This window comes from Streptomyces sp. NPDC058678, assembly GCF_042714835.1.
Taxonomy (GTDB): domain Bacteria; phylum Actinomycetota; class Actinomycetes; order Streptomycetales; family Streptomycetaceae; genus Streptomyces.
Map to the genome: position 1 here is coordinate 1 of NZ_JBHXSG010000048.1, position 14,639 is coordinate 14,639.

Annotated in this window: 14 protein-coding genes; 6 read left to right on the top strand and 8 right to left on the bottom strand. The window is 71.2% G+C overall.

The features are described 5' to 3' along the window. Window positions 1-111: 111 nt before the first annotated feature. From ACFWWR_RS33940 to ACFWWR_RS33950, 3 genes are all read right to left on the bottom strand, one after another. Entirely contained in the window at window positions 112-1,599 is a 1,488-nt protein-coding gene (locus ACFWWR_RS33940; RefSeq protein WP_384307316.1) for a glutamate synthase subunit beta, read from the bottom strand. A 151-nt stretch (window positions 1,600-1,750) separates the two neighbouring features. Beyond that, the gene (locus ACFWWR_RS33945) at window positions 1,751-2,230 is read right to left on the bottom strand and encodes a DUF1772 domain-containing protein (RefSeq protein WP_383860671.1); all 480 of its coding nucleotides are present in this window, start codon (window positions 2,228-2,230) and stop codon (window positions 1,751-1,753) included. 156 nt (window positions 2,231-2,386) lie between these two features. Continuing rightward, window positions 2,387-3,097 carry a DUF2293 domain-containing protein gene (locus ACFWWR_RS33950; RefSeq protein WP_384307319.1) on the bottom strand — a complete coding sequence of 237 codons (711 nt, stop codon included), beginning with the start codon at window positions 3,095-3,097 and terminating at the stop codon, window positions 2,387-2,389. Between the two features lie 476 nt (window positions 3,098-3,573). Between ACFWWR_RS33950 and ACFWWR_RS33955 the strand changes: the two genes are divergently transcribed. Next, window positions 3,574-4,215: a uridine kinase gene (locus ACFWWR_RS33955; RefSeq protein WP_384307322.1), complete on the top strand. Its 642-nt coding sequence runs from the start codon at window positions 3,574-3,576 to the stop codon at window positions 4,213-4,215. Window positions 4,216-4,537: 322 nt separating this feature from the next. Beyond that, window positions 4,538-4,963 (top strand): CBS domain-containing protein, encoded by a 426-nt coding sequence (locus ACFWWR_RS33960; protein ID WP_383860680.1) that lies wholly within the window; start codon window positions 4,538-4,540, stop codon window positions 4,961-4,963. 37 nt (window positions 4,964-5,000) lie between these two features. Here ACFWWR_RS33960 and ACFWWR_RS33965 read toward each other — a convergent pair whose 3' ends face one another. Then, window positions 5,001-6,128, bottom strand: a complete 1,128-nt coding sequence (locus tag ACFWWR_RS33965) for a magnesium and cobalt transport protein CorA (protein WP_384307325.1) — start codon at window positions 6,126-6,128, stop codon at window positions 5,001-5,003. 240 nt (window positions 6,129-6,368) lie between these two features. Between ACFWWR_RS33965 and ACFWWR_RS33970 the strand changes: the two genes are divergently transcribed. Further along, window positions 6,369-7,163, top strand: coding sequence for a methyltransferase domain-containing protein (locus tag ACFWWR_RS33970; protein ID WP_383860686.1), 795 nt, complete (start codon window positions 6,369-6,371; stop codon window positions 7,161-7,163). A gap of 76 nt (window positions 7,164-7,239) precedes the next feature. Here ACFWWR_RS33970 and ACFWWR_RS33975 read toward each other — a convergent pair whose 3' ends face one another. Next, window positions 7,240-8,145, bottom strand: coding sequence for a carbohydrate kinase family protein (locus tag ACFWWR_RS33975; protein WP_384307391.1), 906 nt, complete (start codon window positions 8,143-8,145; stop codon window positions 7,240-7,242). Between the two features lie 53 nt (window positions 8,146-8,198). After that, window positions 8,199-9,107, bottom strand: a complete 909-nt coding sequence (locus tag ACFWWR_RS33980) for a pseudouridine-5'-phosphate glycosidase (RefSeq protein ID WP_384307327.1) — start codon at window positions 9,105-9,107, stop codon at window positions 8,199-8,201. Window positions 9,108-9,206: 99 nt separating this feature from the next. Between ACFWWR_RS33980 and ACFWWR_RS33985 the strand changes: the two genes are divergently transcribed. After that, window positions 9,207-9,635, top strand: coding sequence for a VOC family protein (locus ACFWWR_RS33985; protein WP_384307330.1), 429 nt, complete (start codon window positions 9,207-9,209; stop codon window positions 9,633-9,635). Between the two features lie 63 nt (window positions 9,636-9,698). Here the strand turns inward: ACFWWR_RS33985 and ACFWWR_RS33990 are convergent, their stop codons facing one another. Continuing rightward, window positions 9,699-10,253, bottom strand: a complete 555-nt coding sequence (locus ACFWWR_RS33990) for a methylated-DNA--[protein]-cysteine S-methyltransferase (protein ID WP_383860694.1) — start codon at window positions 10,251-10,253, stop codon at window positions 9,699-9,701. Window positions 10,254-10,340: 87 nt separating this feature from the next. Then, window positions 10,341-11,210, bottom strand: coding sequence for a glycerophosphodiester phosphodiesterase family protein (locus tag ACFWWR_RS33995; RefSeq protein WP_383860697.1), 870 nt, complete (start codon window positions 11,208-11,210; stop codon window positions 10,341-10,343). Window positions 11,211-11,490: 280 nt separating this feature from the next. On the opposite strand from ACFWWR_RS33995, the gene ACFWWR_RS34000 reads away from it, so the two are divergent. After that, window positions 11,491-12,360: an MHYT domain-containing protein gene (locus ACFWWR_RS34000; protein WP_383860700.1), complete on the top strand. Its 870-nt coding sequence runs from the start codon at window positions 11,491-11,493 to the stop codon at window positions 12,358-12,360. A gap of 86 nt (window positions 12,361-12,446) precedes the next feature. After that, window positions 12,447-14,585: an excinuclease ABC subunit UvrB gene (gene uvrB / locus ACFWWR_RS34005; protein ID WP_383860703.1), complete on the top strand. Its 2,139-nt coding sequence runs from the start codon at window positions 12,447-12,449 to the stop codon at window positions 14,583-14,585. The last annotated feature ends 54 nt before the right edge of the window (window positions 14,586-14,639 follow it).

Consider the following 14,639-nt stretch of genomic DNA (forward strand, 5'->3'; position numbering starts at 1 on the left):
CCTCCGTGCGGTGAAGATTCGACACCTCCACCACACACGGAGGCCTTCGCCATGTTCAAGCCCGGTCAGCGTTAACAACGCTCGTGATCAATACAGCTAGGCGGTCGGGCCCTACACGACCATGGGCCGGTCGTACGGACCGATCGGTGCCGGCAGCCGCGAACTCCCCGTCAGGTGGCGGTCGACGGCCGCCGCCACCGCCCGCCCCTCCGCGATGGCCCACACGATCAGCGACTGACCGCGCGCGGCATCACCGGCGGCGAACACGCCGGGCACGTTGGTCGCGAAGCCGGCGTCCCGCGTGAGCGTCCCGCGCGGCTCCAGCCCCAGCCCCAACTGGTCCACGAGGCCGTCGGCCCGGTCGGGCCCGGAGAAACCGAGGGCGAGGAGCACGAGGTCGGCGGGCAGGGTCCGCCCGGTGTCCGGCACGGGGCGGCGCCGCGCGTCGACCTCGACCAGATGCAGTGACCGTACGTGTCCGTCGGCGTCCCCGGTGAAGCGCAGCGTGGACGCCGCGAACAGCCGCGCGTCCGCGTCCGCCGCCGGGGCCGTCCGCAGCACGCCGGCCTCCTCGTGCGCGGCCGACAGCCGGTAGACCTTCGGGTACGTCGGCCAGGGATCGGTGTCCTCGTCCCGCTCGGCGCCCGGCTGCGCGTAGATGTCCAACTGCGTTACTGACGCGGCCTCGTCCCGCACCGCCGTGCCCAGACAGTCGGCCCCCGTGTCACCACCCCCGACGATGACGACATGCTTGCCGGCGGCGGACATCGGCGAGACCTCCAGGTCCCCCTCGCACACCCGGTTGGCCAGCGGCAGATACTCCATCGCCTGGTGGATGCCGACCAACTCCCGCCCCGGTACGTCAAGTTCACGCCAGGCCGTCGCTCCGGTGGCGATCACGACGGCGTCGTAGCGCGCCCGCAGCTCGGCGGCCCCGATGTCCCGCCCGACCGCGGTCGACGTACGGAACTTCGTGCCCTCGGCCCGCATCTGCTCGATCCGCCGCTCCAGATGGTGCTTCTCCATCTTGAACCTGGGGATGCCGTACCGCATCAGCCCGCCGAGCCGGTCGTCCTTCTCGTACACGGCGACCGTGTGCCCCGCCCGGGTCAACTGCTGTGCCGCGGCAAGCCCGGTGGGCCCCGACCCGATCACCGCGACCGTCCGCCCGGACAGCCGCTCCGGCGGCCGCGGCGGCGCGAACCCCGATTCCCAGGCCCGGTCGGCGATGGCGACCTCGACGTTCTTGATGGTGACCGCCGGCTGGTTGATGGCCAGCACACACCCCGTCTCGCAGGGCGCCGGGCACAACCGGCCGGTGAACTCGGGGAAGTTGTTCGTCGCGTGCAGCCGGTCGGCGGCGGCTCGCCAGTCCTCCCGCGACACCAGGTCGTTCCACTCGGGGATCAGGTTGCCGAGCGGACAGGCGTCGTGACAGAAGGGGATGCCGCAGTCCATGCAGCGGTCGGCCTGCTTACTGATGATGGGCAGCAGCGCCCCCGGGACGTACACCTCGTCCCAGTCCCGGGCTCGCTCCTCGACCGGCCTGCGCGGCCAGTCCTGGCGAGGCGTGGTCATGAATCCCTTGGGATCGGCCATGAGCGTCTTCCTTGCGTACGCGTGCGACGCTTGCGCGTCCGACGTGGCCGTGCGTCATCGGGCGGCACTCTTTCGAAGCATCTTTCGGCCACGATACGTCCCATCGGTCACGCGTGCAGAGCCTTCTCGCCCGTCGGCAGGCCCTCTGCAATCAGGTGACAGCCAGCAGGTACGCCACCGCCGCGGCGGCCGAGGCGACCGTGCGGACGTGGTTCCACAGCGTCCACTCCCGGACGTACGTCGGCCAGTACGCGGCCGCCTCCCGGCTGCCCGGATCAAGCTCGGCCAGCGCGTCGTTGCGCGGCACGTTCGCCACCATGGTCAGCCCGAACACGCCGAAGAGGTACAGCCCGCTGCCCACCAGCAGCTCCACCGTCCCCTCGTCCGGCCACAGCACGAACGTCACCACCGCGATCACCGCGCACAGCACCGCCGACCCGGCGAACACGACCATGAACGCCGGACGCACCGCGCTCACATTGATCGCGTTCATCGCGGCGACCCCCTGCGCGGGCGGCAACGCGGCGAGCCCCCGCATCACGAACGTCGAGAACCCGCAGAAGACCCCGGCCACCAGCGCGGTCCCCAGCACCCCCAGCACGGTCAGCGCGAAATACGGTCCCTCGATCATCCCGACACCCACTCCCACATCCGGCCGGGCTCCCACCCGCCGCCGCCCAGCACCACCGGTCACCACAAGTGAATCCCCGCCCAGACCCACGAACCATGCCCGAACCGCGCGAGGGCATGCGCGAGCGTCCAGTGCTCCGCCGGCAACGCCCGCCCCTCAGCCGACCTCCGCCGCCGCTCCCGCCGTCCCCTCCGCCCGCCACCCCCGCAGCACCGTCTCCACCGCCGCCGCGATCCGCCGTCGCGCCTCATGCCGTGCCACACCGCTCATCAGCAACTGGTCGTACGGCGTGTCCACGTGCCGTACGGACGCCATGACCGCCGAGACCACCGCCCCGTCGGACAACGCGCGACCCGCCGCACTCCGCCCGACCCGCCCGCTGCCCCGGGCCGAGGCGTGCTCGGCGATCGCCCGCGCCCGGTCCGCCGGGCACCCCGGGAAGAGCCGCCGTATCTCCGACGCGAAGGCATCGGCGAACCGCAGGTCCTGAGCCGCCCGCCGCGCGGCATCCCGCACCCGGCGTCGCCGACGGGCCTCCGCGTCCGCCAGGCACCGCCTCTCGGCCCGGGCGAGAGCGGCCTCCTCGACGAGGACGCCCTGCCGCTCGTAACGGCCCTTGCGCCGGTTGAACCGTACGACCACCGCCGACAACGCACTCTCCTCCCGCGACCGGCGCGTCAGCGCCGTGTCACCACGCGGCAGGAACACCAGGTGCCCGAGATCCGCGCAGTCGAGGCAGCGCGGCGCACCGCCCTCCAGCACGAGCAGTGACAACGGCCCGCCGCGGCACTCCGCGCAGTGCCGTCTCCGCAGCGGCTGGATGACGAGGAGCCCGGTCCGGGGCGGGGGAGTTGCGAGAGCTGCCATGCCCTCTTCATTCCCGCCGCCGACGTCCGGAACTACGCCCTCAGCGCCCGACTCCGCCACGCCCGTGCCCTCCGGGCAGACCACCGACACCGGCGTCCGACGCGGCGTCGGCGTCTCGACACCGGTGTCCGACGCTGCGCCGCCACTGGCCACGGGAGACAGGCATACGGCAGGGCGTCCGCCGTGGCCGTGCCCCGGCACCCTCGGTAACCCGCTGCCCCGAGCCGGTACCGCCCGGTGCGCGCAACGGGCGGTACCGGCCGCCGCCCGGCGTGGGCAGCACTCGGTCGACCAGGCCGGCGCCTCCTCCCGCAGGCGCCGCGGACCTGCCGTGCGCACCGGCGCGAAAGGCCGTCCCCGGCGGGAACGCCTCGGGGCCGTCCACCACCGGCAGCCAGGCGACCCGGCCGCCCCTTCACCCCCAGCAGCTTCGCGGACAGCCCGGTGGCGACCCGTCGCCGCGGGCCTGACGCATCATGGGCCGTGTGCGACTCGAAGCGATCACCTGGGACCGGCTCGGCGACCTCCTGGCCGAGCGACTCCTCGACCTGAAGCCGGCCGACGGCAGCCCCTGGCCTCGCATCGCGTTCGACGGCGCCCCGGCCGCCCGCCCGGGCGACCTCGCCGACCGCGTCTGCGAGGCCCTGCGCGTACGCGGCCGCCGCTCGCTGGTCGTCGGCACCCACGGCTTCCTGCGTCCCGCCTCGCTCCGCCTGGAGTACGGCCACCAGGACGTGGAGGCCTACTACGACGGCTGGTTCGACACCGGTGCCCTCTGGCGCGAGGTCTTCGGCTCCCTCGAACCCGGCGGCGACGGCCGCGTCCTGCCCGACCTGTGGGACCCCGCCACGGACCGCGCCACCCGCAGCCCCTATGTCCAACTCCCGCCAGGCGGCTTCCTGCTGCTGCACGGCCCCCTCCTGCTGCGTCACTGGTTCCCCTTCGACCTGACCGTCCACGTCCTCCTCTCGTCCGGCGCCCTGCGCCGCCGCACCCCCGAGGCCGAGCACTGGACCCTCCCCGCCTTCGAGCGCTACCAGGGCGAGACCGACCCGGCCGCCACGGCCGACGTCCTGGTACGCGCCGACGACCCACGACACCCGGCGTGGAAGGGCTGATCCGAGCCCTCAGGGGTTGCGGGGTCGAAGACCGAGAGGCCGATACGGGGAACGCCGCGGAGGTTCGCACCTCGGACGAGGCAAGCGGCCCCCCCGCACGGCCTCTCGCACAAGCGCCTCGGCATCGGCCCGCCCGCCGAGAAGGACGACGAGGTCCGGGGGGGGCAGCCGCGTCGTCCCGCCGACGAAGATCGTGGCCCTCTCGGTCCGGCCGGGAGGTCCGGGGTGCGTGCGTCTGGTCGCGCGGCGAGAATGTAGGACGCCGGGACTTGCGGTGCTCTCCCTCGCGCCGCGCCGGCCGCCCGGCACCGGGAGGTACCCCATGACCACTGCCGGAGACATCATGCACCGTGGTGCCCAGTGGATCCCCGCCCACGAAACCCTCGACCGCGCCGCCCAGCTGATGCGCGAGCTGAACGTCGGAGCACTGCCCATCAGCGACGAGAACGAGCGGCTCTGCGGCATCCTCACCGACCGCGACATCGTCGTCGGCTGTGTGGCCATGGGCCACGACCCGGCCAGGGTCACCGCGGGCGAGATGGCCCACGGAACCCCACGCTGGATCGACGCCGACGCCGATGTCAGCGAGGTGCTCCACGAGATGCAGGAGCACCAGATCCGCCGACTCCCCGTCATCGAGAACAAGCGCCTGGTCGGCATGATCAGCGAGGCCGACCTGGCCCGGAACCTGGCGGAGGACCAGATCGCGACCTGGGCCGAGAGCGTCTACGCCAGGACACCCGGCTGACACCGACCCCGTCGGCGGGCGGCTGTGGTCCCGGTCGTCAGAGCCAGCCGTTGCGCCGGAAGCCGCGGTACAGCGCCAGACATCCGACGGATATCACGCCGATCACCATGCCGTAGCCGTACCGCCAGTGCAGCTCCGGCATGTGCTCGAAGTTCATGCCGTACACCCCGCAGATCATCGTCGGCACGGCGATGATCGCGGCCCACGCCGTGATCTTCCGCATGTCCTCGTTCTGCGCGACCGTCACCTGCGCGAGGTGCGCCTGCAGAATCGAGTTGAGCAGTTCGTCGAACGCGGCGATCTGATCCCTGGCCCGCAGCAGATGGTCGGAGACATCGCGGAAGTAGGCCTGTATCTCCGGATCGACCACCCGGATCGGCCGCGTGGCGAGATCCTCGAGCGGCCGGCCGAGAGGGACCACGGCCCGCTTCAGCTCCAGGAGTTCACGCTTGAGCTGGTAGATGCGCCCGGCGTCGACCCGCGCGCCGTTCTCCGCGAAGACGGCCATCTCGACCAGGTCGATGTCCGCCTGCACGGCATCGGTGACGTGCAGATAGTCGTCGACCACGTGGTCCGCGAGTGCGTGCAGCACCGCGGCCGGTCCCTTGGCGAGCTGCTGGGGAGCGGCCTCCAGCTCCTCGCGCAGCGGCCCCAGCGAGCCGTGCCGTCCGTGTCGTACCGTGATCACGAAGTCGTGGCCGACGAACACCATGATCTCGCCGGTGTTGACCACCTCGCTGGTCGCCGTGAGCTCCTCGTGTTCCACGTAGCAGACCGTCTTGAACACGGCGAACAGCGTCTCGTCGTAGCGCTCCAGCTTGGGGCGCTGGTGGGCCTCGACCGCGTCCTCGACCGCCAGCGGATGCAGGTCGAAGAGCTCCGCGATACCCGCGAACTCCTCGTCCGTCGGCTCGTGGAGGCCGAGCCAGACGAAGCCGTCGCGGTTCTTGCGCACCCGTTCGACAGCGTCCACCAGATCGACGCCGGCCGGCACCCGGACGCCGTCCCGGTACGTCACGCAGTTCACCACCGACGAGCCCAGCGGGGACCGGGCCGGGTGGCTCAGGTCGACGCGCGGGCGCCGCCGTGCCAGCCGTGCCACCTTGCGGAGGCCGCCGACCCTGCTGAGGCTCGTGACCTTCCGCAGATTCCCTGCCATGGACATCTGGATCTCCTTGCGTGGATCTCCCTCGCGCCGCGTTTCCGCGCCCTGGCGAGCCAGTTTGCCAGCTCGGGGTGTGGACCGGGTAAGCCTGTGGGAACAGAGGGTTCCGCTTTGTTCCCGGCTGTGGACGACGGACTCGGCCGTGGACACGGCGGACCCTGCGGACCGGGCGTCCGCCATCTCGTCGCAGGCGACGCGTCGACCGCTCCGAACAAGACGGGCAACTGGGATGATCACGGCATGACGCGAACCGACGGGTATCTCCTCGACAACCGGCAGAACGAGGCGGCGGAGCGTTTCGACGCCTTGGCCACCCTCTTCGACCCCACGACCTTCCGGCACCTCGAAGCGTTCGGCATCGGGTCGGGCTGGCGGTGCTGGGAGGTCGGCGCCGGAGGCACCTCCGTGGTGTCCTGGCTGGCCAAGAAGGTCGGCCCGACCGGACGGGTCGTCGCGACCGACATCGAGACCTCCCGCCTCGCCGCGGCCGCCCGGCCGCCGGTCGAGGTACGCGTCCACGACGTGGGTGCGCACGAGCCGCCGGGGGAGCAATTCGACCTGGTCCACGCCCGCCTCGTCCTCGTCCATGTACCGGACCGCGAAAGGGCGTTGCGATCCATGGTCAAGGCTTTGCGGCCCGGCGGACGGATGCTGGTCGAGGACGCCGACCCCGCCCTGCAGCCCCTGCTCTGCCCCGACGAGCACGGCCCCGAGCAGGAGCTGGCGAACAGGCTGCGGCAGGGCTTCCGCCAACTGCTCGCCGACCGGGGTGCCGACCTCGCCTACGGCCGCAGACTTCCGCGCCTGCTCCGCGAGGCCGGCCTGTGCCGGGTGGAGGCCGACGCGTACTTCCCGGTCACCTCGCCCGCCTGCGCCGCGCTGGAATCCGCCACGATCCGCCAGATCCGCGACCAGCTCGTCACCGCGGGCATCGCCACGGACCAGGACATCGACCGGCACCTCACGAACGTGGCCTCCGGCAGCATGGACCTCGCCACGGCACCGATGATCTCGTCGTGGGGGCGCAAGCCGTAGGAGACGGGCGTGAACCGCCGCCGTCAGCCCGCGAAGGCGGAACGGTGGCCGTACGCATCCGAGCCGCCCGCTCCCGTCAGCCGTCCACCGGCGGCCGACCCCCCACCCACTCGACCGCCACGGCACCCGCCCGGCACCCCTCCGCCGCCGCGGCCTCGGGCCCGGCGCCCATGAGGAGGGCGGCGAGAAAGGCGCCAGTGAAGGCGTCGCCCGCTCCGGTGGTGTCCCGGGGCGTCGCCGGTACCGCCGGGACGTGCGCGACGACGGTGCCGGAGCGGGCCACCAGCGCGCCCTCCGCGCCCTGCTTGGCGACGACCAGCGGAACGTGGCGGCTCAGCTTGGCCGCCGCGTCCGCCGCCTCGGTCAATCCCGTGAGCAGGCATGCCTCGTCACGGCTGGGCAGCAGTACGTCGACGCCCTCGACGAGCGCCAGGAAGCGGTCGACCCCCAGCTCCACGAGGAAACCGGCCGACGCGGGATCCAGGCTCACCGGTACCCCACGCGCGCGTGCCGCCTCCATTGCGACCGCCACCAGCGCGCGGCTCGGCTCGGAGAACAGCAGGTAGCCCGACAAGTGCAGCCGCGCGACCCCGTCGAGCAGTGTGTCCGACCAGTCGTCGGGCGCGAGCCGTAGCGACGCCCCACTGTCCGTGAGGAACGTCCGCTCGGCGGCTGTCCCCGCGTCGACGAGGCAGATCACCGTCCCGGTCGCCGCATCGGAGTCGACGACCAGCCGGGGCCGTACACCGCACGCGACCAGCTCCCGCTCGTGCCAGGCGGCAGAATCCGTGCCCACTCGTCCGAGCAGCCGCACCTCGGCATCGCCCACGTGAGCCGCCCAGCAGGCCACATTGGCGCCCGCGCCGCCCGGCACCGTCCGGATCGTCGCGGCCGTGTCGGTACCCGCCGCGAGGGGACCTCGGTGCCGGGCCACGACATCCGTCACGACGTCCCCGACGACCAGGAGCGCATCCGGCTGCACTCCACTGCGCGGGTGCTCCGCCGTGGCCGCACCGTGCCCAGGCCGCCGTGCCGTCACGTCCCGGCCCAGGCCGCCGAGATTTGCGCAGCCAGCCGTACGTTGCCGCGCACCGCCGCGAGATTCGCGGTCAGCGAGGCGCCGTCGGTGTGCCGCACCAGGTAGTTCAGCAGGAACGGCGTGACTCCCTGGCCCGTGATCCCGTCCGCCTCGCACGCCTGCAGCGCGTCGGCGAGCACGCGCGCGTGCAACTCGGGATCCAGCTGCTCCTCCTCCGGCACCGGGTTGGCGACGATCAGCGCCGACTCGGGCCCGTCGACCGCGTCCTGCGCCCGCATGACGTCCGCCACCTGACCGGGGCTGTCCAGCGTCCACTCCACGGGATGCCCCGAGTCGGACAGGTAGAAGCCGGGGAACCGGTCCGTGCCGTACCCGGCCACCGCCACGCCCAGCGTCTCCAGCCGCTGCAGGGTCGCCGGCACGTCCAGGATCGACTTCACACCCGCGCAGACCACGGTGATCCGCGTCCGGGCCAGCAGGCCGAGGTCGGCCGACTCGTCCTGCGTCACCGTCCACTCCCGGTGCACCCCGCCGAGCCCACCCGTGGCGAACACCCGCACGCCCGCCAGCGCCGCCAGCAGCGCGGTCGCCGACACCGTGGTCGCCCCGCTCGCCCCGGAGGCCACCGCGAGCGGCAGGTCGCGGTGGCCCAGCTTGCGGATGCCGTCCTCGTTCGCGACCCGCTCCAACTGCTGTTTGTCCAGGCCGACATGGGGCCGTCCGTCCAGCACGGCGATCGTCGCGGGCACGGCACCCTCCTGCCGTACGACGTCCTCCAGCTCCAGCGCCACCTGCAGATTGCGCGGGCGTGGCAGCCCGTGCGCGATGATCGTGGACTCGAGCGCCACCACCGGTCGACGCGCGTCGATCGCGTCACGCACCTCTTCGGACACCACCAGCACCACGTGCCTGCCTCCTGTCGTTCGGTCTTCCCTCATCTCTGGCGGGCGGCGCACCCCGCCAAACACTTGCGGCCTGTGGGGGACGACACCAGCCTGGGGTCCATGACGGACAACACCACACGTCTCGACCACGTCGTCCTCTGGGTGCGCGACCCGGTGGCGGCGGCCGACTTCTATGAGAAGGCGGTCGGCCTGGAACCCCTGAGGCTCACCGAATTCGCCGCGGGGACGGAACCCTTTCCCTCCGTACGGCTCAACGACGAGACCATCCTCGACCTCATGCCGCTCTCCATGGCGGAGCGCATGCAGATGGTCCCCGGCGCCGCCGACAGCGCGGGCCACCCGGTCAACCACGTCTGCCTGGCCCTGCCCGCCGACGACTTCGAGGCACTGCGCGCCCGCCTGGAAGAGCGGTCGGTCCCCGTCTCGGACTTCTCGTACGACTCCTTCGGTGCCCGCGGACCGGCCCGGCGGAGCTTCTACTTCCGCGACCCGGACGGGAACGTCTTCGAGGCGCGGCACTACGACTAGCGGGCGAGGGGGCCACGCGCGGGTGGCGTGGCCTGCCTTCGGGGGATGTCGGACCGGCCTCGGCTAGAACAGCGGCTCGGGCAGCACGCCCTCCAGGGCCAGCAGCTTCCGCTTGGTCTCCAGGCCGCCCCCGAACCCGCCGATGCCGCCGTCGCTCTCCACGACCCGGTGACAGGGCACGACGACCGGCAGCGGATTGGAGCCCATGGCCACACCCACCGCCTGGGCAGCGCCCGGCTGACCCACGCGCCCCGCCAGATCGCCGTACCCGACGACCGTTCCGAACGGGACGCCGGACGCCAGTTCGCGCAGCACCTGCCGGTTGAAGCCCGAGACCAGCGACCAGTCCAGCGGCAGCTCGAAATCGTGCCGCTCACCGGCGAAGTACGCCTCCACCTGGCGTATCGCCTCGGCCAGCAGCGGGGAGCCGGGTGCCTCGACGGGCTCGCGGCCCAGCCGGGAGGCGAGCCGGTCCAGCGCCTTGTCGCGGACCGCGTCCGTGGCGTGGAACACCACGGTGACCAGACCCTCGCGGGTCGCGGCCAGCAGCAGCGGACCGATGGCGGTGGCGACGACGGTCCACACGACCTGCTGCTCGTACTGCCCAGGGCTGCTCATGCGACCCACCGTACGACCCGCCACTGACAACGCCCGGGGAAGCGCGGGGAGCCTCCCGGGGCCGTGGGGCTGCTCGGGCGGGGGCGGTCAGCCCCAGCGCAGCGCGGCGCCCACCAGGTCCGGTTGGTTGCTGATGATGCCGTCGACGCCGTAGCCGGCGACCCGGTGGGCGGCGGCAGCGGTGTCGACGGTCCAGGCGAAAACCTCCAGTGGCCTGCCGTGCGGACCCGTGAAGGCGTGGACGGCCGAGACGTACCCCAAGGAGAGGGAGCCGTGCGAGGGGTTGATCTGGTCGGCGAAGGTCGCGTACGAGTCCAGGTCCGCCACGGGCGGCGTACCGAGGAGCCCGGTCTTGACGTCGGGCCTCAGTTTGTGGACCGCGCGCACGCTGGCCGCGCTGAAGCTCTGCACGATCAGCCGGCCCGCGACGTGCCGCCGGTCGAGCCACCCCTCGTTGCCGAGGACCTCGAGGGTCTGGCGCTCGATGCCCGGGTACAGGTCCGGGTTCTTGATCTCCAGGAGCAGCTTCTGGTGGTGAACCTCGACGCGACGCACATACTGCTCGAGCGTGGGCACGCGCGCCCCTGCGTAGGCGGGGCCGAACCAGCTCCCCGCGTCGAGGCACGCGATCTCGGCGGCGGTGAAGTCCCGCACCTTCCATGGCGCCCGGTCGGGGAAGACCTCCTCGACGTCGGTGGTGCGCCGCAGATTGTCGTCGTGCAGGACGACGAGCCGGCCGTCCTTGGTGCGCTGGACATCGTTCTCGACCCAGTCGATGCCCAGCCCGGCCGCCTTGTCGACGGCGGCCAGGGTGTTCTCGGGTGCGTAGGCGGAGGCGCCTCTGTGGGCGATGACCGCAGGCCGCTTGCCGTCGGTCCTGACGTCGGGGGTGGGAGGCAGGAAGGCGGCGGCTCCCAGGAGCGCGGTGGTCGTGGCGGCAACTGTGCGCGCGTGCATGCGCACTCCTCGCGTCGAGCTATTACGGACAGTTCAACTGTGACAGCAGAGAGTCAACGGAAGAGGGCTACACAATGGCCACAACTTGAATGGAGTTGCCCCAAGGCCGCTCACGGGTACCGCACAACTGGGGCAAGGGCGTGTTTCTTTGCCGGAAAATCGTTCGACCATTCCGGTGGGAGTCATACTCTCTGCGTCGACCCTGACCGCTCGGCCGGTCCTGGGAGGGGCCGAACATCAGGGAATTCCGGGACGCAAGAGGGCGGAAGGACAGCCGCGCATGCAAGGCACGGTCGACGGATTCAGCTACGGACTCGTCACACCGGTGGTGGCCTACCTCATGGCCTGCCTGGGCGGTGCCCTCGGTCTGCGCTGCACCACCAGATCCATGCTGGTCAGCAACTCCTGGCGCCCCGGCTGGCTGGCCCTCGGTTCGGCTGCGATCGGCTCGGGCATATGGACCATGCACTTCATCGCGATGATGGGCTTCAAGGTCGAGCAGGCGCCGATCCACTACGACAGGGCCATGACCTTCGCGAGTCTTGGCGTCGCCATCGTCATGGTGGGCCTGGGGATCTTCATCGTCGGCTACCGGGGGGCGTCCGGCACGGCCCTGATGACCGGAGGAGCCATCACCGGCCTGGGCGTCGCCTCGATGCACTACCTGGGCATGGCCGGCATGCGCCTGAACGGCAAGCTGGAGTACAACACCTTCACCGTGGCCGCCTCCGTCGTCATAGCGGTCGTGGCCGCCACCACCGCGCTGTGGGCGGCCGGACAGGTGCGGGGTTTCCTGTGGAGCGTCGGTGCGAGCCTCGTCATGGGGCTCGCCGTGACGGGTATGCACTACACCGGCATGGCCGCCCTCAGGGTCCATCTGCACAGCTCCACGGCCCCCACCGGGGGCGACTCCGCGGCCTCCCTGATCGCGCCCATGATGATCGGTCCGCTCGCCTTCCTGCTCCTGGCGGGCGTCGTCGTGATGTTCGATCCGCTGATGATCATGGGGAAGCCCGCTCGGACACCCGTCGAGAACAAGCCAGGCGTCCCCGCGCGAGAGCTCGTCCCCCACCCGCCCGCCCGCCGCCCTTCCCTGCGCACCCGCCGAGACCTGGACCTCCAGGACTCCCGCACCCCGCAGAACCGCTGATCCGGCCGGGGCCACCGAGACCCCCGTGACCTCGCAGAATCGCTGATCCGGCCGCGTTGTCAGTGGGGGGTCGTACGGTTGATGGCATGCGGCCCGTTTCCCACATCGAACGCACGGTGGCGCCCTTCGAGGTCGTCAGTCCGTACCAGCCCAGCGGCGACCAGCCCGCGGCCATCGCCGAGCTCGCCCGGCGCATCGAGGCCGGTGAGAAGGACGTCGTCCTGCTCGGCGCGACCGGCACCGGCAAGTCCGCCACCACCGCGTGGATGATCGAGAAGCTCCAGCGCCCCACGCTCGTGATGGCGCCGAACAAGACTTTGGCCGCCCAGCTGGCGAACGAGTTCCGGGAGCTCCTCCCGAACAACGCCGTCGAGTACTTCGTCTCGTACTACGACTACTACCAGCCCGAGGCTTACGTCCCCCAGTCGGACACCTACATCGAGAAGGACTCCTCGATCAACGAGGAGGTCGAGCGGCTGCGCCACTCCGCGACGAACTCACTGCTCACCCGCCGTGACGTCGTCGTGGTCGCCTCGGTCTCCTGCATCTACGGCCTCGGTACTCCGCAGGAGTACGTGGACCGCATGGTCCCCCTCAGAGTCGGCGACGAGGTCGACCGTGACCAGTTGCTGCGCCGCTTCGTGGACATCCAGTACACGCGCAACGACCTGGCCTTCTCCCGCGGCACCTTCCGCGTCCGCGGTGACACCGTCGAGATCTTCCCGGTCTACGAGGAGCTCGCCGTCCGCATCGAGATGTTCGGCGACGAGATCGAGGCACTGTCCACCCTGCACCCGCTCACCGGCGAGATCATCAGCGACGACCAGCAGCTGTACGTCTTCCCGGCCTCCCACTACGTCGCGGGCCCCGAGCGCCTGGAGCGGGCCGCCAACGACATCGAGAAGGAGCTGGGGGAGCGCCTGTCCGAGCTGGAGAAGCAGGGCAAGCTCCTGGAGGCGCAGCGTCTGAGGATGCGCACGACGTACGACCTCGAGATGCTCCGCCAGATCGGCTCCTGCTCCGGCGTCGAGAACTACTCGATGCACTTCGACGGCCGGCAGCCCGGCTCCCCGCCCAACACGCTGCTGGACTACTTCCCGGACGACTTCCTGCTCGTCATCGACGAGTCCCACGTCACCGTCCCGCAGATCGGAGCCATGTACGAGGGCGACGCCTCCCGCAAGCGCACCCTCGTCGACCACGGTTTCCGGCTGCCCTCCGCCCTGGACAACCGCCCCCTGAAGTGGGAGGAGTTCCAGGAGCGCACCGGGCAGACCGTCTACCTTTCGGCGACCCCCGGCAAGTACGAGCTCTCCCGCTCGGACGGCGCCGTCGAACAGATCATCCGCCCCACCGGCCTGATCGACCCGGAGGTCGTCGTCAAGCCCACCGAGGGCCAGATCGACGACCTGGTGCACGAGATCCGGGGACGTGTCGAGAAGGACGAGCGCGTCCTGGTCACGACCCTCACCAAGAAGATGTCCGAGGACCTCACCGACTACTTCCTGGAGCTCGGCATCCAGGTGCGCTATCTGCACAGCGACGTCGACACGCTGCGCCGCGTCGAGTTGCTGCGCGAACTGCGGTCCGGCGAGTTCGACGTGCTCGTCGGCATCAACCTCCTCCGCGAGGGCCTCGACCTGCCCGAGGTGTCCCTGGTGGCGATCCTCGACGCCGACAAGGAAGGCTTCCTGCGCTCCGGCACCTCCCTCATCCAGACCATCGGCCGCGCGGCGCGCAATGTCTCCGGCCAGGTCCACATGTACGCCGACAAGATCACCCCGGCGATGGAGAAGGCCATCGAGGAGACCAACCGCCGCCGGGAGAAGCAGGTCGCGTACAACGAGGAGCGGGGCATCGACCCCCAGCCGCTCCGCAAGAAGATCAACGACATCGTCGCGCAGATCGCCCGCGAGGACATCGACACCGAGCAGCTGCTCGGCTCCGGCTACCGCAAGCTGAAGGAGGGCAAGGGCGCCAAGGCACCCGTGCCCGCCCTCGGTGGCAAGGCGGCCAAGGGCACCAAGGCCGCCAAGGGCAAGTCCAAGGAGACGGTGCCGACCGACCGTCCCGCGGCCGAGCTCGCCGAACAGATCGAGGAGATGACCGAACGCATGCGCGCCGCCGCAGCCGACCTCCAGTTCGAGATCGCGGCCCGACTGCGCGACGAGGTCTCCGAGATGAAGAAGGAACTCCGTCAGATGAGGGAAGCCGGCCTGGCCTGACGGCCCGACGGGGCGCCGGTCACCGACCGGAACCGGCGCCTCCGGACCTGCCCG